This window comes from Micromonospora sp. NPDC127501, assembly GCF_040302185.1.
Classification (GTDB): domain Bacteria; phylum Actinomycetota; class Actinomycetes; order Mycobacteriales; family Micromonosporaceae; genus Micromonospora.
Genome location: NZ_JBEORJ010000006.1, coordinates 484,944 through 504,164 on the forward strand (window position 1 = coordinate 484,944; position 19,221 = coordinate 504,164).

General features: G+C 71.8%; 16 protein-coding genes and 2 pseudogenes. 8 read left to right on the top strand and 10 right to left on the bottom strand.

Annotated elements, in window-relative coordinates:
* Positions 1-18 precede the first annotated feature (18 nt).
* The gene (locus tag ABTW72_RS17340; RefSeq protein WP_350859900.1) at positions 19-885 is read left to right on the top strand and encodes a YhjD/YihY/BrkB family envelope integrity protein; all 867 of its coding nucleotides are present in this window, start codon (positions 19-21) and stop codon (positions 883-885) included.
* Between the two features lie 132 nt (positions 886-1,017).
* Positions 1,018-2,613 carry a phytoene desaturase family protein gene (locus tag ABTW72_RS17345; RefSeq protein ID WP_350859903.1) on the top strand — a complete coding sequence of 532 codons (1,596 nt, stop codon included), beginning with the start codon at positions 1,018-1,020 and terminating at the stop codon, positions 2,611-2,613.
* Here ABTW72_RS17345 and ABTW72_RS17350 read toward each other — a convergent pair.
* The gene (locus ABTW72_RS17350; protein WP_350859906.1) at positions 2,602-3,285 is read right to left on the bottom strand and encodes a TMEM175 family protein; all 684 of its coding nucleotides are present in this window, start codon (positions 3,283-3,285) and stop codon (positions 2,602-2,604) included. The genes ABTW72_RS17345 and ABTW72_RS17350 overlap by 12 nt on opposite strands.
* 141 nt (positions 3,286-3,426) lie before the next feature.
* Positions 3,427-5,007 carry a Rieske 2Fe-2S domain-containing protein gene (locus ABTW72_RS17355; protein WP_350859909.1) on the bottom strand — a complete coding sequence of 527 codons (1,581 nt, stop codon included), beginning with the start codon at positions 5,005-5,007 and terminating at the stop codon, positions 3,427-3,429.
* Positions 5,008-5,205: 198 nt separating this feature from the next.
* Here ABTW72_RS17355 and ABTW72_RS17360 point away from each other — a divergent pair, with 198 nt between their 5' ends.
* Complete coding sequence (locus ABTW72_RS17360; protein ID WP_036412111.1) at positions 5,206-5,427, top strand: DUF2631 domain-containing protein; 222 nt, start codon at positions 5,206-5,208, stop codon at positions 5,425-5,427.
* Between the two features lie 87 nt (positions 5,428-5,514).
* Here the strand turns inward: ABTW72_RS17360 and ABTW72_RS17365 are convergent, their stop codons facing one another.
* The 3 genes from ABTW72_RS17365 to ABTW72_RS17375 form a co-directional block, all read right to left on the bottom strand.
* Positions 5,515-6,678 (bottom strand): DivIVA domain-containing protein, encoded by a 1,164-nt coding sequence (locus tag ABTW72_RS17365; RefSeq protein ID WP_350859913.1) that lies wholly within the window; start codon positions 6,676-6,678, stop codon positions 5,515-5,517.
* 31 nt (positions 6,679-6,709) lie between these two features.
* Positions 6,710-7,867, bottom strand: coding sequence for a dual-specificity RNA methyltransferase RlmN (gene rlmN / locus ABTW72_RS17370; RefSeq protein WP_124854467.1), 1,158 nt, complete (start codon positions 7,865-7,867; stop codon positions 6,710-6,712).
* Between the two features lie 104 nt (positions 7,868-7,971).
* The gene (locus ABTW72_RS17375) at positions 7,972-9,360 is read right to left on the bottom strand and encodes a phosphatidate cytidylyltransferase (protein ID WP_350859915.1); all 1,389 of its coding nucleotides are present in this window, start codon (positions 9,358-9,360) and stop codon (positions 7,972-7,974) included.
* A 383-nt stretch (positions 9,361-9,743) separates the two neighbouring features.
* On the opposite strand from ABTW72_RS17375, the gene ABTW72_RS17380 reads away from it, so the two are divergent.
* Positions 9,744-10,187 carry a hypothetical protein gene (locus ABTW72_RS17380; protein ID WP_350859916.1) on the top strand — a complete coding sequence of 148 codons (444 nt, stop codon included), beginning with the start codon at positions 9,744-9,746 and terminating at the stop codon, positions 10,185-10,187.
* A 52-nt stretch (positions 10,188-10,239) separates the two neighbouring features.
* Here ABTW72_RS17380 and frr read toward each other — a convergent pair whose 3' ends face one another.
* The 5 genes and pseudogenes from frr to ABTW72_RS17405 form a co-directional block, all read right to left on the bottom strand.
* Positions 10,240-10,797, bottom strand: coding sequence for a ribosome recycling factor (frr, locus tag ABTW72_RS17385; RefSeq protein WP_088946658.1), 558 nt, complete (start codon positions 10,795-10,797; stop codon positions 10,240-10,242).
* Between the two features lie 84 nt (positions 10,798-10,881).
* Positions 10,882-11,649 carry a UMP kinase gene (gene pyrH, locus ABTW72_RS17390; protein WP_030335195.1) on the bottom strand — a complete coding sequence of 256 codons (768 nt, stop codon included), beginning with the start codon at positions 11,647-11,649 and terminating at the stop codon, positions 10,882-10,884.
* Positions 11,650-11,810: 161 nt separating this feature from the next.
* The gene (gene tsf / locus ABTW72_RS17395; RefSeq protein WP_030487500.1) at positions 11,811-12,638 is read right to left on the bottom strand and encodes a translation elongation factor Ts; all 828 of its coding nucleotides are present in this window, start codon (positions 12,636-12,638) and stop codon (positions 11,811-11,813) included.
* Between the two features lie 134 nt (positions 12,639-12,772).
* A complete protein-coding gene (gene rpsB / locus ABTW72_RS17400) occupies positions 12,773-13,675 on the bottom strand; it encodes a 30S ribosomal protein S2 (protein ID WP_196921541.1) in 903 nt (300 codons plus the stop codon).
* 462 nt (positions 13,676-14,137) lie between these two features.
* A pseudogene (locus ABTW72_RS17405) lies at positions 14,138-15,347 on the bottom strand (hypothetical protein).
* A 166-nt stretch (positions 15,348-15,513) separates the two neighbouring features.
* Between ABTW72_RS17405 and ABTW72_RS17410 the strand changes: the two are divergent.
* The 4 genes and pseudogenes from ABTW72_RS17410 to ABTW72_RS32735 form a co-directional block, all read left to right on the top strand.
* Positions 15,514-15,873, top strand: coding sequence for a YraN family protein (locus ABTW72_RS17410; protein WP_350859921.1), 360 nt, complete (start codon positions 15,514-15,516; stop codon positions 15,871-15,873).
* Positions 15,874-15,903: 30 nt separating this feature from the next.
* Complete coding sequence (locus ABTW72_RS17415) at positions 15,904-17,424, top strand: YifB family Mg chelatase-like AAA ATPase (protein ID WP_350859923.1); 1,521 nt, start codon at positions 15,904-15,906, stop codon at positions 17,422-17,424.
* On the top strand, positions 17,421-18,635 hold the full coding sequence (gene dprA, locus ABTW72_RS17420; protein ID WP_350859925.1) for a DNA-processing protein DprA: 1,215 nt from the start codon (positions 17,421-17,423) through the stop codon (positions 18,633-18,635). The genes ABTW72_RS17415 and dprA overlap by 4 nt, the downstream gene beginning before the upstream one ends.
* Before the next feature lie 358 nt (positions 18,636-18,993).
* A pseudogene (locus tag ABTW72_RS32735) lies at positions 18,994-19,221 on the top strand (site-specific integrase); the annotation flags it as partial.

The window sequence follows — 19,221 nt, forward strand, 5'->3', positions numbered from 1 at the left end:
ACAGGGAAGGAGGATCCGATGAGCAACGGATGGCAGCGCGCGAAACGGATCACCACTGCCGCGTTCCGTCCGGTGCGCGGACGGGACCTGTCGCTGCACGCCGCCGCGATCACCTTCTACGGTGCGATCGCCGTGGTGCCGGTCGCCCTGCTGGCGATCTGGCTCACCGCGCTGGTGGCCGGGGCCGACCGGGTACGCCGGCTCACCTCGTACGCCGTGGAGGCCCTGCCCACCGCGATCGGCGCGCCCCGGGCGGTGGAGGCGCTGGTCGACGCCGGGGTGGGGTTGACCCCGCTGCTGGCGCTGGCCTCCCTGCTGCCCGCCTCGCTGTACGGCGAGGGCCTGCGCCGGGCCTTCGTCTCGGTGGCCGCGCCCCGCTCCGACGAGCACCTGGTCGGCTGGCGGGGCCGGCTCCTGCTGCTGCCACTGCTCGCCCCGGCCCCCGCGCTGCTGCTGTCGATCCTGCTGGCGCTCCCGCTCACCACCCGCCTCGTACGCCAGGGCGGTTGGCTCGGTGTGCTCGGTGTGGTGCTGTCGTTCCTGGGGGTCTGGCTGGTGCTGACGCCGGTGCTGGTGTGGGTGTTCCGGGTCGTCGGGCCGGCCTCACCGGACTGGCTCTCCACCCTCGGGGTCGGGTCGTTCACCGCGGCGAACCTCTCCGGCTTCCTGCACGGCTTCGTGCTCTTCGCCTCGCTCCCGCTGGACCTGGGAGTGCCCTTCGGGGGCTTCGACGCCATCGGCGCCGGCGTGGCCGTCCTCCTCTGGCTCTACCTGTTCCACGTGATCGTCCTGGCCGGCTACTCCGCCACCCTGGCCCTCTCCCACTGGCGCACCAACCCCACCCGCACCCGCACCCCCGCCCCGCCGGGTGCCCCGCCGGGTTGATCAAGAGGTTTGCGTCACCGGGAAGCCATCTCTTGCCGCAAACCTCTTGATCACCGGGGGGCCCAGGGGGGAGGGGTGGTGTGGGGTGGAAGGGGTGACCTGGGCTGGTGGGGCGGGCTAGGCTGCCGCGGCATGAGCAGTGAGATTCCGGCCCGCGCCGATGTCGTGATCGTCGGTGCCGGGCACAACGGTCTGGTCTCCGCGGTCCTGCTGGCCCGGGCCGGCCTGGACGTCCTCGTGCTGGAGGCGGCCGACGTGATCGGCGGCGCCACCCGCACCGAGAACCCGTTCCCGAGAGTGCCGGGGCTGCGCCACTCCACCGGGTCGTACCTGCTCGGGCTGATGCCCCCGGAACTGCTCGCCACGCTCGACGTACGGATTCCGGTGCTGCGCCGCGACCCGCACTACTTCCTCCCCACCCCGGGCGGCCTCGGCTCGCCGTACCTGCTCTTCGGCAGCGACACCGCCGCCACCCGGGCGCAGCTCGCGGAGTTCTTCTCCCCCGCCGACGTGGCCGCCGACGACGCCATGCAGGCCGAGCTGGCCGCGCTCCGGGAAGACCTCGCCCCGGCCTGGCTGGCCGAGCCGCTGAGCGTCCAGGAGACCGCCGAGCGGCACGTCCGCCCGGCGCTGCGCCAGGTCTTCGTCGACCTCGTGCAGGGCTCGGTCGCCGACTACCTGGCCCGGTTCGAGTTCCGCTCCGAGCTGCTGGTCAGCATGTACGCGGTCACCGACGGCCTGTCCGGGCTCAACGCCGGCCCGGACGACCCCGGCACCGGCCACAACTTCCTCGTGCACAACATGTGCCGACTGCCCGGCTCCGGTGGCACCTGGATGATCGCCGAGGGTGGGATGGGCACCGTCTCCCGGACCTTCGCCGAGGCCGCGCGCGCCGCCGGAGCGACCATCCTGACCGGTACGCCGGTGCGGGCGGTGACCCTGGACGGGGGCGCGGCGAGCGGAGTGGTGCTGGCCGACGGTCGGGAGGTCGCCGCCCGGGTGGTGCTCGGCGCGTGTGACCCGTACCGGTTGATGGACCTGTTGCCCGACGGCGCCCTGCCGGCGCGGCTCGGCGAACGGATGGCGGCGGTCCGCCGGCCCGGCACCACGCTCAAGCTCAACCTGGCCCTCACCGGGCTGCCGCGCTTCTCCTGCCTTCCGGACGGCACACCGAGCCCGTTCGGCTCGACCATCCACCTGCTGCCCGGGTCCGCGTCGCTGGTCGGCGGGGCGGAGGCGTCGCCGATGACCGCGCTGCGCGCCATGTGGGCGGACGTGCAGGCCGGGTTGCTGCCGGCGGAGCCCACCATCGAGTGGTACCTGCACACCACCGTCGACCCGTCGCTCTCCGACGCCGCCGGGCACCACTCGTCGGCGCTCTTCGTCCAGTCCGTCCCCTACGAGCTGGCCGGCACCACCTGGGACGCGGAGCTGCCCGGCTACGTCGACCGGCTGCTCGGGATCGTCGAGCGGTACGCCCCCGGCACCGCCGACCTGATCGCCGACGCGGTGCCGCTGCCGCCGCCCGGCATCGAGGAGCACTTCGGCATCACCGGCGGGCACATCCACCACGTCGACAACACCGTCTCGTTCACCGACCGGATGCCGTACGCCACCGGCGTCGACGGTGTGTACGCCGGCAGCGCCGGCTGCCACCCGGCTGGCAGCGTCATCGGCGCGGCCGGCCACAACGCCGCGCGCCGCATCCTGGCCGACCTAGGCCGCTGACCCGCTGGCCGATGGTCGCAGGTCGCCCGCACCCCCGATCAGGTAGTAGCCGACCAGCAGGAGGTACGCGCCGAGGCTGAGGATCGGGTCGACGAAGACGACGGCGAAGGCCACCAGGTAGAGCAGGGGCTTGAGGAGTATCCGACGTGTGATCGCCTGGGCCAGCCGGGGATCCAGGTCGGAGAGGAGCAGCCCCCGCCGGCGGGCCCACCACCAGGTCAGATTGACGAATATCGCCTCACCGAGCACGGTGCCGACGTAGAGCGCGGCGGTCAGCCGCTGCTCGGTCACCCCACCGCGCAGGTTGTCCGAGAGCAGGTCGGCGGTGAACGGGATGGTGGCGATGAAGAGCAACACGAACAGGTTGAGGACCAGCAGCATCTGATCGACCCGGGCCACGTACCGCCACAGGTTGTGGTGGGCGAGCCAGACCTGTCCCGCGATCGCGAAGGTGATGACGTAGGCCAGGTAGGACGGCCAGGCGTGGGCCAGGGCGTCCGGAAGCTCCCGCCCGCTCTCCCGCGCCGGGCCGCTCTGCAACAGCTCGACGGCCATCACCGTCAGCACGACAGCGAAGACCCCGTCGCTGAACGTCTCCACCCGGGCAGCGTCGCGGGTCTTCTCCCGGCCGCGCCCGTACCGGAACTCGTCCTCCTGCGCGCCCTCCGACACTGCCGCCCCGCCCTCGGTGGTGTCCGGTTGCTACCGGACTGCGGCTTTCACCGCACCACTGCATCCTGGCGCACCCGGCGGCGGCAGGGAGGCGGAACGGGGTGTGGCCGGGGCAGCACGTCGAACGCCCCGGCCGACCCGTCAGATGACCGACTCGCCGGCCGGAGCCGGAGTCTCCGCGTCCACCCGGTGCGCCCTCACCTTGTGGCCGACGCTCGTCAGGCAGCGGCCGCTGGGCAGGTCGAACCGCCAGCCGTGCAACTGGCAGGTGAGCTGGTCACCGTCGACGATGCCGAAGCGGGTCAGGTCCGCCTTCAGGTGCGGGCACCGCCGCTGCACCACCCAGTCGCCCAACGTGATGTCCTCGGCGTCGGTGCTGCGTTCGTGCTCGTCGTACCAGCCCTCGGCGTACTGGAGCCGCTCCTCGGAGAGGCACTTGAAGAACGCGTAGACGAACTCGTTGTACTGGCCGATCCGGGCCGCCGAGAACCGGCAGGACAGGAAGAGCGAGTTGACCCAGTCCACCTCGTCGATGAAGAGCAGGTGCTCGATCAGCGACCGCTCGGTCCGGAACCGGTAGCGCACCTTCTCGTCCGCGTACGGCCGGACCTCCTTGCCGGGGAAGTCCACCACGATCGACTCGACGCTCTCGCCGTCATAACCCACCAGGTCGAAACGGACCGGCCCGCCGACCCCCTTGGCCAGGTAGATCGACTCGTCGAGCAGCGGCTCGATCCGACGCTTCATCTCGCCGAGCACGTCCACCTCGGGGTGCCGCCAGGACGCCTTCTCCGCCTCGATGATCGGGCGCTTGCGCTCCCGCATCTCCTCCAGGTGCGCGACCTTGTTCGCGAAGAACTCCTGCACCGGCACCGGGTGGGTGGTGCTCGCGCCCTCGGTGGTGACCTCGGCGACGCTGCCCGGCAGCAGCACGATCCCGTTGGTGCCGCCGACCTTGGCGTACTCCGACAGGAAGACGGACTGGTCGGGGAAGATGTTGCCCTCGTCGCCGTGGATGTCGTTGAACTGCCACAGGGCGTCGTCGAGGAAGCACGGCGGGCCGGCGATCGGGAAGACGTGCGACGCCTTCAGGTCGTCGATGTACCGCCAGGTCCGGTCGAACTGCCGGTCACGCTTCTGCTTGCCGAACGCGGTCTTCGCCGCCTGCGGCAGCTCGTAGACCATCGGGTACCAGATCGCACCGGAGAACTGGAGCAGGTGCGCGTGCACGTGCCCCAGCTCGGCGAAGACGCTCAGGTCGGTGGGGCGGGCGTCGTTCTGGTTGAGCAGCCGCACACCCTCGTACTCCACCCAGAGCGAGGAGTCGCCGATCGGGCCGTCGGTCGGGCTAGTCAACGCCTGAATCATGATCTTCAGGCCGCCGGGCAGCTCCACCACCTGCTCGTTGGGCGCCTTCAGGAACTTGGTGAAGCCCAGCGCCCGGAACTCGTCCTCCATCTCCGAGGTGGGGAACTCGGGGAGCAGGACCGTGGCGTCCTTGGAGACGAAGTCGCGCAGGTGCTTCGCGTCGAAGTGGTCCCGGTGCAGGTGGGAGACGTACAGGTAGTCGACCTGACCCAGGCTCTCCCAGTCCAGCAGGGAATTGTCCGGGAAAGGGAACCACGACGCGAAGTAGGCCGGGTTGACCCACGGGTCGCACAGGATGCTGCCCGCGGCCGTGTCGATCCGCATGCTGGCGTGCCCGGTTCCGGTCACTCGCACCGCACAGTCCCCCTCAAACAGACAATCAGGTGTACGCCAAACGCTACCGGAGCGAGTCTGACCGCCGCCCCGCGACGCCGGTAGTGCCGTTCAGCCCGGGTGGGGCAGGGCCGATGGCCAGGAAACCCCCACCCCACCGCACCGCGTACGAGGCGTGCCAGACTAACCAAAGATCCGATCGCGAGGGAAGGACCGACAGTGGCAGGAAGCGAGCCGGTAACGTCGCCAGACCAGCACAAGCCCGGGCACCGCAAGGCCGGGCAGATCGGCGCCGTGCTGTCCGCACTGGCGCTGCTGGCGATGATCTGCGGCAACCACGAGGGCAGGGTCGAGGACATCTGGCTGATCGGCCTGGCCGCGCTGCTGCTGATCATCGTGATCGGCGACATCGTGTTGCGGCGCAGCGGTCTGCGCTCCTGACCCCGACCCACCGCCGGACGACCGGCCGACGTACGCCGAGGGCCCGCCCCCACCCGGGGGACGGGCCCTCGTCCGTATCGCGTCGGGTCAGCGCCCGAAGAGGATGTCCTGCACGTCCTTGAGCGCGGCGTCGACCTCGGCCTCGAAGTAGCCACCCGGCACCAGGCCGAACCGGAGAGTGTCCAGGTCCTTCGGGTCGACCGGCATCGGGTTGCGGCGCTGCATGCCACCGAGCAGGGTGTCGAAGAACCGGTCCACCTGGTCGGGGTCGTACCCGCTGCCGAACCGGCGCACCTGGAAGCTACGACGGATCTGGTCGACCCGGTACAGGTCGCTGCCGGGCGGACCGGCCATCGGCGGGCCACCCATCGGCGGGCCACCCATCGGGGGGCCGGCGACCGCGGGCGGACCGGCCATCGGCGAACCACCCATGCCCGGCTGCGGCAGCGGAGGCGGACCGGCCGGACCACGGCGCATGTCGCGCAGATCCCGCTCCGGCATCCGGATCTCGGCCGTCATGTCGGCGCGGCCGTGGCGCCCGGCCTCGAAGCCGTCGAAGCGCGGCTCCTCCGGCGGCGGTGGATAACCGCCGGGCGCGCGCTGGTCGTCGGGGCCGTACCCGCCGCGCTGATCATCCTGGCCGTAGCCACCGGGTGAGCGCTGGTCGTCCGGGGGGCCGTACCCGCTGGGGCCGGCGGGCAGGCCGCGCTGCGGCATGCCGTGGCCACCCATCGGGCCCGGGCCCATCGGGCCACCGGGACCCATCGGGGGGCCGGCCGGGCCACGTGGCGCGTCGTAACCCCCGCCGCGAGGGGCGTCGTACCCACCGGTGAAGGCACCGGTCGGCTCGTCGTAGCGGCCGTAGGGCGGGCCGGCCTGCGCGGGCATCGGCCGGGGCGGCATCGGCTGCGGGACCATGCCCCGGTCGTCACGCATCGGCGGACCCATCCGGTCCGGTGGGCCCATCCGGTCACCCATCCGGGGGTCGCCACCGCGTCCGGCGCTGTTGCGCTCCTCCAGCTCGGCCAGCTGCCGCTCGACCCGGTCCAGGTGCAGGTCGACCTGCCACTCGTCGTAGCCGTTGAAGCGGACCCGGAAGACGACGTCATGAACCTCCTGGGAGGCCACCGGGGCACCGACCTGTCGGCCGTCGAGCGTCGCCTCGACCCGGTCGAGGAAGGCATCCACCTCGTCGACCTTGTATCCCCGGCGGAGCGCCTTGCGCCGGAAACGCTGACCCTGACTCGCCACTATGTCTCCTGGTCTCGTTCGCCACGCCCGGTCACGCCGGTGCCTCTCCGGCGCGGTCGGTGTTGGTGTCGTTGTCTTCGGCGGCGGCAAGCTGGCCACACGCGCCGTCGATCTCGCGACCTCGGGTGTCCCGAACTGTGGTGGACACCCCGGCGTCGCGCAACCGCCGGACGAACTCCCGCTCGACCGGCTTCGGGCTCGCATCCCAGCGGCTGCCCGGCGTCGGATTGAGCGGAATGAGGTTCACGTGGGCCAACTTGCCGGCCAGCAGCCGCCCGAGCAGGTCGGCTCGCCACGGCTGGTCGTTCACGTCCTTGATCATCGCGTACTCGATCGACACGCGGCGGCCCGTCCGGGCGGCGTAGTCCCACGCTGCGTCCAGCACCTCGGCTACCTTCCAGCGCTGGTTTACCGGCACGAGTTCGTCGCGCAGATCATCATCGGGCGCGTGCAACGACAACGCAAGGGTCACTGAGAGGTCTTCGCTGGCCAGTCGGTGGATGGCCGGAACCAGGCCGACCGTGGAAACGGTGATGTGCCGCTGGGACAGGCCGAGCCCCTCCGGAGCCGGGCTGACCAGCCGACGGATCGCCGCGATCACCCGGTTGTAGTTGGCCAGCGGCTCGCCCATGCCCATGAAGACGACGCGCGACAACCTCGGCGGGGAACCCGCCACCACGCCGGAGGCCGCCACCCCGGCCATGTACACCGCCTGGTCGACGATCTCCGCCGTCGACAGGTTGCGGGTCAGCCCGGCCTGGCCGGTCGCGCAGAACGGACAGGCCATGCCGCAACCCGCCTGGCTGGAGATGCAGACGGTCACCCGGTCCGGGTAACCCATCAGCACGCTCTCCACCAGCGCACCGTCGTGCAGCCGCCAGAGCGCCTTGCGGGTCGCGCCGTCATCACAGGCCAGCTCGCGCACCGGGTTGAGCAACGTCGGCAGCAACTGGTCGGCCAGCCGCTCCCGGGTCGCAGCGGGCAGATCGGTCATCGCCTGCGGGTCGCGGACCAGCCGCCCGAAGTAGTGGTTGGAAACCTGCTTGGCGCGGAAGGCCGGCTCACCCAGCCCGGTCACCAACGCCTGGCGGCCGGCCAGGTCCAGGTCAGCGAGGTGCTGAGGGGGCATGGAGGCCCGGCGCGAGGCGGGGGCGACCGAGATGGCGGGGATCAAGGGCAGGCTCGTCATGGCTGGTCCAGTGTGTCACGCCGTCGGCGGTGGCTGCCGGTCCGGAGGTGTCGAACGGGCCGCGACCGCCGGAGCCGGATGACCGGGTCGCCGTGATTCATACCTCAGCTCACCACCGGCACGAAGACCGCCAACAGCAGGTAGGCCGTCGGCACCGCGAACAGGATCGAGTCCAGCCGGTCCATCAGACCGCCGTGGCCGGGTAGCAGGTTGCTCATGTCCTTGACGCCGAGATCCCGCTTGATCATCGACTCGGCCAGGTCGCCGAGGACCGCAGCGCAGGAGACGGCCACGCCGAACAGCGCGCCCCACCAGGGGGCCACCTCGAACATCAGCCACAGCAGCAACGCTCCGCCCAGGGCCGCCGCGGTGACCGAGCCGGCGAAGCCCTCCCAGGACTTCTTCGGGCTGATCGACGGGGCCATCGGGTGACGGCCGAAGGAGACCCCGGCCGCGTACCCGCCGGTGTCGGAGAGGACCACCCCGATCAGCGTGGCCAGGATGCGCAGGTGCCCATCGTCGGGGGCCGCCGCCAGCAACGCCGCGAACCCGGCGAGGAACGGCACGTAGACGGCGATCAGGGTGGCCGCGGTGAGATCCCGCTGGAAGCCGGCCGGCCCGTCACCCAACCGCCAGATCATGGTGCCCAGCACGGTGACCAGCAGCCCCAGGCTGAGCGCGTCCGGGCCGGCGTACCAGGCCAGACCCACGGTCAACACGCCGCCGGCGATCAGTGGCACCAGCGGCGGGTGCGCACCGCTGCGTCGTACCGCGCGGGCCATCTCCCAGATGCCGATGGCGACCGCGGCGGCGATCACCGGCAGGAAGGCCAACGGATAGAAGAGCAGCGGCACCACGATCAGCGCGCCGAGGCCGAGCCCCACCCCGATCGCCGCGGGAAGGTTGCGCCCGGCCCGCCCGGTGCCCACCTGCTGGGTGGCCGGTCGGTCGAGGCTGGCCCGACGTCGCCCCTTCGACCGTCGAGCGGTCGTCGGAGCCTCGTCCGGCACCACCTCCGCCCGGACGGGCGTGAGCTGCTCGGTCGGGTAGCCCGGGTCGTCGAAGCGGACGGGAGGGCCGTCGAGACGGCTCGGCTCGTCGAAACGCCCGCGGTCCGGGCCGTCGTAACCGGGCGGCCCCTCCCCCGCGGGAGGTCGGTCCGGGTAGCGGTCCGCGCGACCCCGGTCGTCGTACCGGTCGGGCTGGTTGCGGTCTTCGACGTGCCGGTCCCGGTCGTCGAACCGATCGTGCCGTTCCCGGTCGTCGAAACGGTCGTCCGGGCGGACCGGGCGGCCACGCTCGTCGTACGGGTCCGCGGGGTGCGGGTCGGCGTACGGCCGGGCGTGCGGGTCGGCGTACAGCTCAGGGCCGGCGGCCGGACGGCGGCTCCACTGGCCGGCCTCCAGCTCCTGGTCCGGCCAGGGCAGCGCCACCGGGCGCTCCGGCCGGTCCCAGCCGCGAGGCTCGCTGCCGTAGGGGTCGGGGTGGGACATCACGCACCGCGACGCGGCACGAGAACCACCACATGACGCAAGACCACAAGCATCCCCTACACGTGCGATGTTCCTCCGATTGACCGCCCCGACGGTCGGTCGATCCCCGGTGTTCACCACCCGGTGGCCGGGAATCCTGCCGAGCCTACTGCACACGCCGGATCGGCACGGCGGACGAGGCACGCCCACGGGACGCCACGCACGCCGCCGGCCCGCCGGCCAGCGACGCACACCCGTTCGGTACGGCAGACCGCAGGCAATCCGCAGCCGTCGATCCGACTCGTCCGGTGCGCGATCGAGTACTGAGCAAACCCCGCCCGGCGTGGTCCGCTGGTGCCGCGCCGGCGCCAGCCCGCGCTCCGCAACGGGGGAAGGGCACTCACATGTACACGTTCGGTCTCGCGGTGTTCACGGTGGCCGCCATGGTCCTGGGAGCAGGGTCACCGGCCGCCGCCACCACGGCACGGACCAGGATCACCATCGACCGCCAGACCAGCGAGCTGTACCCGTTCGAGCCGCCCGTCGGCGAGCCGGGAGTGACGTACCCGGCAGCAGGGGTCACCGCCACCGCCCGGAACTGCCCGGCCGGCATCGTTCTCATGTCGGCCTCGCTGGTGCAGGACGGCCTGCCGACCCTCTGGGCCACCGGGGGACACGGCGCCGGCGAGATCCTCTGCGACGGCGGCAGTGTCGAACTCGGGATGGCGTTCGCCCGGATCGCTCCTGCGCTGCACCCCGGCCGGGCGACCGCACACTTCTCGCTGCGCGACTGGGACACCGGCGAGCAGTTCGCCGAGAGCACCAGGACCGTCTGGATCCCCTGCTGACCTGTGCAACGAGGCCCGTTCCCGACGTCGGGAACGGGCCTCGAAGCACGGGTCACACCTCGAGCAGCTCGGTTTCCTTGTGCTTCACCAGGTCGTCGATGCTGGCCACGTACCGCTGGGTCAGGTCGTCGAGTTCCTTCTCGGCGCGGCGACCGTCGTCCTCGCCAGCCTCGCCGTCCTTGACGATCCGGTCCAGCTCTTCCTTGCCACGGCGGCGGACGTTGCGGATCGCCACCTTGGCCTCCTCGCCCTTGTGCCGAGCCACCTTGATCATGTCGCGGCGGCGTTCCTCGGTCATCTGCGGGAGCAGGATGCGCAGCTGGTTGCCCTCGTTGTTCGGGTTCACCCCGAGGTCCGAGTCGCGGATCGCCTTCTCCATCGCGTTGATCTGCGAGTTGTCGTACGGCTTGATGATGGCCATCCGCGGCTCGGGGACCGCGATGGACGCCATCTGCGTCAGCGGCGTGGGCGTGCCGTAGTAGTCGATGATGACCTTGGAGAACATGGCGGCGTTGGCGCGACCGGTACGGATGGCGCCGAACTCCTCCTTGGCGTGCTCAACCGCACGCTCCATCTTCTCCTCGGCCTCGAGGAGGGTGTCGTCGATCACCGGTCTCCTCGCCTCCTTCTGTGCTCGTGGTGGGCTCTGCTGAAAGTCGTCAGACCGCTGTCGTCGTCGCCGGTCGGCGGGAACTCAGGCGGTGATCAGGGTGCCGATCTTGTCGCCACCCACCGCGCGGATGATGGTGTCGTCACCCTGCGCGCCAAAGACCAGCATCGGCAGGCCGTTCTCCATGCAGAGGCTGAACGCTGCCGCGTCGGCCACCCGTAGGTTGCGGCGCAGCACCTCGGAGAAGGTGATCGAGTCGAGCTTACTGGCGGTGGGGTCGATCCGCGGGTCGGCGGTGTAGACGCCGTCCACGCCGTTCTTGCTCATCAGCACCACGTCGGCCCGGATCTCCAGCGCCCGCTGGGCGGCCACCGTGTCCGTGGAGAAGTACGGCATTCCGGCGCCGGCGCCGAAGATGACCACGCGGCCCTTCTCCAGGTGCCGGATGGCCCGCAGCGGGATGTACGGCTCGGCGACCTGGGCCATCGTGATGGCGCTCTGCACCCGGGTCTCGATGCCCTCCTTCTCCAGGAAGTCCTGGAGCGCGAGGCAGTTCATCACGGTGCCGAGCATGCCCATGTAGTCGGCGCGGGCCCGGTCCATTCCACGCTTCTGCAGCTCCGCGCCGCGGAAGAAGTTGCCTCCGCCGACCACCACGGAGACCTGCACGCCGCGGCGGACCACTGTGGCGATCTGCCGGGCGATGGCCTGGACGACGTCCGGGTCGACGCCGATCGCGCCGCCACCGAAGACCTCACCGGAGAGCTTCAGCACCACCCGGCGGGCACGCCCCGGCGGCGGTGCCGTCGGATCGTCCAGCTCCAGCGTCCGGTCACTCACAACCTGCGTCATCCGCCCCGCCCTTCCCCACGCGCACGCCCCGTGCGGCGCGTACCGCGAACCTGCCGCTGCCGACCCTATGTGACGAGGAGGCCGCGGTGCCTGTCACGTACACCGGCGGCCTCCTCGTTGATGTCTCCTGCCCACGGGCGCCAGCGGCGCCCGGTGGCGGCTCAGGCCTGGCCGACCTCGAACCGCACGAAGCGGGTGACCTCGATGCCGGCCTCGGCCAGCAGCTGCTTCACCGACTTCTTGTTGTCAGAGACGGACGACTGCTCGATCAGGACGAAGTCCTTGAAGAAGGAGTTCACCCGACCCTCGATGATCTTCGGCAGAGCCGCCTCGGGCTTGTTCTCCTCGCGGGCGGTCTGCTCGGCGATGCGCCGCTCGGACTCGACGACCTCAGCCGGAACCTCGTCCCGGGTGAGGTACTTCGGCCGCATCGCGGCGATCTGCATGGCCACACCACGGGCGTCGGCGTCGCCGGCCTCGTCGGTCTTGCCGGTGTACGACACCAGCACGCCAACGGCAGGCGGCAGGTCCTGGGCCTTGCGGTGCAGGTAGACGGCGGTGGTGCCCTCGACCCGGGCGAACCGGTTGAGCACCAGCTTCTCGCCGATCTTGGCGGACTGCTCCTGGATCAGGTCCGCGATGACCTTGCCGTCGAGCTCGGTGGCGAGCAGCTCCTCGGCGGAGTTCACGCCAGCGCGCTCGCCGTGCTCGACCAGCTGCTGGCCCAGCGCGATGAACGACTCGGTCTTGGCGACGAAGTCGGTCTCGCAGTTGAGCTCGAGCAGCGCCTTGCCGGAGTGGGCGATCAGGCCGTTCGCGGCCGTACGGCCGGCACGCTTGCCGACGTCCTTGGCGCCCTTGACGCGCAGGATCTCGACGGCCTTGTCGAAGTCGCCCTCGGCCTCGGTCAGCGCCTTCTTGCTGTCCATCATGCCGGCGCCGGTGAGGTCGCGGAGCTTCTTGACGTCCGCGGCGGTGATTTGGGACATGGCTCTCTCTTCGGTGTTGAGACGGCGTGTGGATGGTCAGAGGTGCCGGTTACCCGGATCCGGGCGGATCGTGCCCGGCGTACCGTCGCTGCCCGCCGTTCGCGAAAACGGACGGCGGGGCAGCGACGGTGCGATCACTCCGCGGTGGCGGCCGCCGGCTGCTCGGTGGCGGCCTGCGCCGGCTGCTCCGGGGTGGCGGGCTGCTCGGCGGCGGCAGCGGCCGGCTGCTCGGCCGGGGCGGCCGACTCGTCGGCCTTCTTCGGCTCGAGCAGCTCGCGCTCCCACTCGGTCAGCGGCTCGTCGCTCGCGACGCCCTCGGGCTTCTCGTCGTTGCCCCGGCGACGGCCGGAACGCGCGATCAGACCATCCGCGACGGCGGCGGCGACGACCTTGGTCAGCAGCTCCGCCGAGCGGATCGCGTCGTCGTTACCCGGGATCGGGAAGTCGACCTCGTCCGGGTCGCAGTTGGTGTCCAGCACCGCGATCACCGGGATGCCCAGCTTGCGGGCCTCGTCGACGGCGATGTGCTCCTTCTTGGTGTCGACGATCCAGACCGCGGCGGGAAGCTTCTGCATGTCCCGCAGGCCACCGAGGGTGCGGGTCAGCTTGATCTTCTCGCGGGAGAGCTGCAGGGTCTCCTTCTTGGTGTAACCGGCGGCGGTGCCGCTGAGGTCACCCAGGCCCTCCAGCTCCTTCATCCGCTGGAGCCGCTTGTAAACGGTCTGGAAGTTGGTCAGCATGCCACCGAGCCAGCGGTGGTTGACGTACGGCTGGCCGACCCGGGTCGCCTGCTCGGCAATCGCCTCCTGGGCCTGCTTCTTGGTGCCGACGAACAGGATGCTGCCACCCTCGGCGACGGTCCCACGCACGAACTCGTACGCCTTCTCGATGTACTCGAGGGTCTGGCGCAGGTCGATGATGTAGATGCCGTTGCGCTCGGTCATGATGAAGCGCTTCATCTTCGGGTTCCAGCGCCGGGTCTGGTGCCCGAAGTGGACACCGCTCTCCAGCAGCTGACGCATGGTCACGACGGCCATGGTTGGGGTACTCCTCAAGGTCCCTGGTTGTCACGCCCGGCCGGTGGCCGGGCGTCCTGGCGCCTGGTCGCCGACCCATGGTGGACCCGATCAAGATCGGGACCAGGGAGGCCGTCGCTCCACGACGATTCGTGAAGAGGGCGCGCGAGGTCGACCGCACGAGGCGGTCGCCAGTTGGCCAGTGTACGCCCCTCACCCGTTCAGCCGCCCCGGGGTGCGCGTGGCGTGCTGCTCCCCCCTCCGCTGCTCGCCTGCCCGATGCTGCTCGATCGGCGGGTCGCCGGGAAGCGCGCGTTGCCGGGGAGATCGCGCTGGCTCGTGGAAGAAGATCGCGCTGGTTCGTGGAAGAAGATCGCGCTGGTTCGTGGAAACAGTGGCCTCCGCGTCGCCGGAGGCCACTGTTTCCTGGTTGTTGTCCGAACCGTCGGGACGCGCGACAGGCCGGCGGCAGGCCGGGCCGGGTCAGCCGGCGGCGAGCGCGGCGGCCACGAAGAGCACCAGGCCGACGGTCAGGTAGGCCGTCGGTGGGCGCAGCCAACCCCGACCGTTGTCGGCGAGCGCCAGACCTCCGGTTCGTAGCCCGTACAGCCCGGTCGCGAAGATCGGCAGGCCGGCGACCAGGGCGATACCCACCACCACGTTCCCGGCGTCCACCGGGTCGCCGGTCACGCCCGCCAGCAGCACCCGCAGCGCGGGAACCTCGAAGACCAACACCAGCAGAGCGAAGAGTACGGCCAGCACCGGTCGACGGGTCCGATAGACGCCGTCGGCAGCCGGCGGGTACACCGGCAGCTCGCCTGCGGGCAGGTCGGGTCGCGGGCCGATCCCCGGCATCGGGCCGGTCGGCATCTCCAGCGGATGCGGCGTGTCGCCGCCGCCCCGGGTCGGCTCGATGATCGGGTACCCGGCGAGCGGAGCGGGACGAGCCTGGTCGGCGAGCACGGTCGCCGGCGTCGTGGACGTGCTGTCGCGGGACATCTCCGGCGGGGCGCTGGTCACCGGAGATCCCGCCGTGGTCGCCTCGCGGGCGGCCCGGCGTCCGGGCAGCTCACCGGAGGTCTCCGAGGGGTCCCGGTCCGCCCGCCGCGATCGGGTGGCCCGGTAACCGTCCACCTCCGGCCGTGCCGCACCCAACGGGTCGACCGCGCCGAAACGGCCCGAATCAGCCTCGCTCCCCCCGAACCGACCGGTCTGGGCGTCCAGGGCGCCGAAGCGACCGGAGTCCGACTCCGGCGTACCGAAGCGGCCCGCGTCCACCGCGCTCAGACGACCGGACTCCGACTCCGGCGCACCGAAGCGGCCCGCGTCCACCGCGCTCAGACGACCCGAGTCCGACTCCGGCGCACCGAAGCGACCCGCGTCCACCGCGCTCAGACGACCCGAGTCCGACTCCGGCGTACCAAAGCGGCCCGCGTCGACGGCGCCGAAGGGTCCCGGGTCCGGCTCGCGGCGGCGGCCGACGCCGGTGTCCTCGACGGAACGGCCGTCTTCCGCGCCACGCGGCTCGGGGATCTCACTGTCCCGGTACCGCGGTTCGCCCGCGCCGCGCCACTCCGACTCGCCGTAACCGCGACCCCGCTCGTCGGGGTACCAGCGCGACTCCTGATCTTCCGGAAAACTCCGTCGTCCGTCCACGTCAGGCACCGTATGCGACCAGCCACGCCCGCGCCATTTCAGCCCGGCCGACCGCGCCGCCGATCGTCCGGGCAACGCAGACACCAGTCGCGCCCTAGCACAGCGCGAGCATGATCATCCGACTGTCCACAGCACCCCCGTTGTCCACAGTTGGGCTGCTGCCGGGTCGCGGCGGTCACAGTCCGGCGGGCACCGTGCCGGCCATGACGAAGCGGAACCAGGCGGTTGGCGCGTACGGCGAGCAGTGTGCGGCCCGGCACCTGACCGAGGCGGGGCTGCGCCCGATCGCCCGAAACTGGCGCTGCCCGGCCGGGGAGATCGACATCATCGCGTGGGACGGGCCCGTGCTCGCCTTCTGCGAGGTGAAGACCCGACGGGGTGAGAGCTTCGGTACCCCGGCCGAGGCGGTCGTACCGGCCAAGGCCCGCCGGCTGCGAGGGCTCGCCGCGCGGTGGCTGACCGAGACCGGTACGACCGCCGAGGAGGTGCGCTTCGACGTGCTGTCGGTGCGGCTGCCCGATGCCGGTCCGGCGCAGGTCGACCACCTCAAGGGCGCGTTCTGACATGCGTACCCGGAGGATCGGTGACGTGCGGTGAGCTACGCGAAGGTGCTCTGCGTGGGGCTGGTCGGAGTGACCGGCCACCTGGTCGAGGTGGAGGCCGACCTGGCCGCCGGTCTGCCGGCGGTGGTGATCTCCGGTCTGCCGGACACCGCCCTGCACGAGGCCCGCGACCGGGTCCGCGCCGCCGTGGTCAACTCCGGCCAGCGCTGGCCCAACCGGCGGATCACCCTCAACCTGCTGCCCGCCACGCTGCCGAAGTTCGGGTCGGCCTTCGATCTGGCCATTGCCGCAGCGCTGCTGGGCGGCTCGGGTGAGCTGCCGCTGCTCCCTCTGGAGGGAGTGGTGGTCCTCGGCGAGCTGGGGCTCGACGGGACGGTCCGGCCGGTGCGCGGGGTGCTCCCGATGGTCGCCGCCGCAGCCCAGGCCGGCGTCGCGCGGGTGATCGTTCCGGTCGGCAACGCCGCCGAGGCCGCCGTCATCCCGGGGGTACGGGTGCGAGCGGTGGACACCCTGCACCGGCTGGTCGCCTTCGTTCGGGACGGGACCCCGCTGATCGAACCACCGGCGGACATCCCGGAGCCGCTGGCCGGTGGGCCGGATCTCGCCGATGTCGCCGGGCAGCAGATGGGCCGGCGTGCCCTGGAGGTCGCCGCAGCCGGCGGGCACCACGTGGCACTGCTCGGTCCCCCGGGCGCCGGCAAGACGATGCTCGCCGAACGGCTGCCGTCGATCCTGCCCGAACTGGATGACGACGCGGCGCTGGAGGTCACCGCGCTGCACTCGGTCGCCGGGCTGCTGCCGCCGGGTGGTCGGCTGCTGCGTCGCCCGCCGTTCCAGGCACCGCACCACACCGCGACCGTGCCGTCGCTGGTCGGGGGCGGCTCGGGGCTGGCCCGGCCCGGCGCGGTGTCGCTGGCGCATCGCGGGGTGCTCTTCCTGGATGAGGCTCCCGAATTCAGCAAGGGTGCGCTGGAGGCGCTGCGCCAGCCGCTGGAGCACGGCCGCATCCAGCTGAGCCGCAGCGGAGGCGGCACCGTGTACCCGGCCCGCACCCAGTTGGTGCTGGCGGCCAACCCGTGTCCGTGCGCGAAACCGGCCGGCGATGCGCACTGCGAGTGTTCGCCGCTGGTTCGCCGCCGCTACCTGGGCAAGCTCTCCGGGCCGCTGCTCGACCGGATCGACGTCCAGGTGCAGCTGATGCCGGTGCGGGCGGCCGAGCTGATGGCGACCGGCGGCGATGTCGAGCCCTCGGCGACGGTGGCCGCCCGGGTGGCGGCGGCCCGGCAGGCGGCGGCCGCCCGCTGGGCGGACCTCGGCCGGCGACTCAACGCCGAGGTGGAAGGGCCGCACCTACGCCGACCGCCGTGGCGGCTGCCGGCCCGGGTCACCGTGGAGCTGCGTGGACGGCTCGACTCCGGGTCGCTGTCGGCGCGCGGCTTCGACCGGGTGATCCGGATGGCCTGGACCATCGCCGATCTGGACGGTCGCGACCGACCTGACCGGGACGACGTCCGGGAAGCGCTTCAACTACGGACGGGGGAGGCGACGTGAGCGCCGAGGAGGAACGCAGGCTGGCCCGGGTCGCCCTGACCTGGCTGGCGGAGCCGGGCACGCGCGCGGTGCATCACCTGGTCGAACGGCACGGCCCGGTGGAGACCCTGGATCTGCTGCTCGACGGCGGCAGCCCGGACGGCTGGCTGCACAGCACGGTCGCCGCACGCTCGGCGGCAGGCGACGCACGGGCGGTGGCGGCGGAGGCCCTGGAGCGGGCGGACCGACTGGGTGCCCGGCTGGTCACGCCGGACGACGAGGACTGGCCGGCCCAGGTCGCCAGCCTGGCCGAATTGCGGCTGCCGGACGTCAGCCGCCGGGTGGATGGTGAGACCGCCCCGCCGCTCTGCTTCTGGGTACGCGGAAGCTGGCCGCTCGGTGAGGCTCTGGATCGTTCGGTGGCCGTGGTGGGGGCGCGGGCGGCCACCGGCTACGGGCAGCACGTCGCGACCGAGTTGGGGTACGGCTTGGCCGAGCGGGACTGGACGGTCGTGTCCGGTGGCGCGTTCGGCATCGACGCCGCCGCCCACCGGGGCGCACTCACCGCGGGCGGTCTGACCGTCGCGGTGCTCGCCTGCGGGCTGGACCGTCCGTATCCGATGGGCAACGCCGCGCTCTTCGACCGGATCGCCGAGACGGGGCTGCTGGTCAGTGAGTGGCCGCCCGGTGCCGAGCCGCTGCGACCTCGGTTCCTGATCCGCAACCGGGTGATCGCCGCAGGCACCCGGGGCACCGTCGTGGTGGAGGCGTCGGCGCGCAGTGGCGCGACGCAGACCGCGCGGCGAGCCATCCACTCCAATCGGGTGGCCATGGTGGTGCCGGGGCCGGTGACCTCGGCGATGTCCGTCGGCGCGCACGAGTTCCTGCGCGAGCAACCCAAGGCCCGGCTGGTCACCGGGGTGGCGCACGTGCTGGAGGAGGTGGGTCGGATCGGCGCGGACCTGGCTCCGTTGGCGCGAGGACCGCAGCGGGCAACCGACGCGCTGGACGACGAGGCGCGGGCACTGCTGGAGGCGCTGCCCCGCCGAGGCGCGATGGGCGTGGACCGGCTCTCCGCCCGCGCAGGCGTCGCTCTGCGGACCGCGTTGCGCAAGCTGTCGCTGCTGGAGGAGCTGTCCATGGTGGTCCGTCGCGACGACGGCTACGCCCTCGCCCCACCCGCCAGACAGAAGCGTGCGGCGGCGGAGACGTCCGGTCGGCCTGTTACCTGAGCGGAAGCGTCACCGCCACCCGGCCAGGATGCCCGTAGCCGCTCGCGGTCGGGATCCCGGCCAGCCGACACTGCCGGTACCGTGCCCGGTCATGGGTGCAATCAAGCCGTGGCACATCAGCGTGCTCTGCTGTCTCGTCGTGACCGCCGTGCTCGTTGTCGGCTTGGTCGTGTTCCTGAGCAAGAGGAACAACCGCCGGTAGTCGGGGGTGGACACCGCCACCGTCGTGTCCGGTGGTCGAGGCGGACCGGCCGTAGGCTGGTGCCGTGTCAGCCGTCAGTGAGGGTGCCGGGGCCGAGGTGCCGGCCGGCACGTCGGCGCGGCCACGATGAGCCGGGCGGACCGGGGCACCCGGGCCATGCACCAGGCACTCCCGCCAGCGTTGCGCGACGCTGTCGACGACTTCGCCGAGCACCTGTCCCGGGTTCGTAACCGATCGGCGCACACCGTCCGCGCGTACGTCACCGATCTGGTCTCGCTGCTCGACCACGCCGTCCGGATGGGCTGCGTCGACCTCGCCGAGCTGGACCTGTCGGTGCTGCGCAGTTGGCTGGCGCGGCAGCGCACCACGGGCGCGGCCCGCACG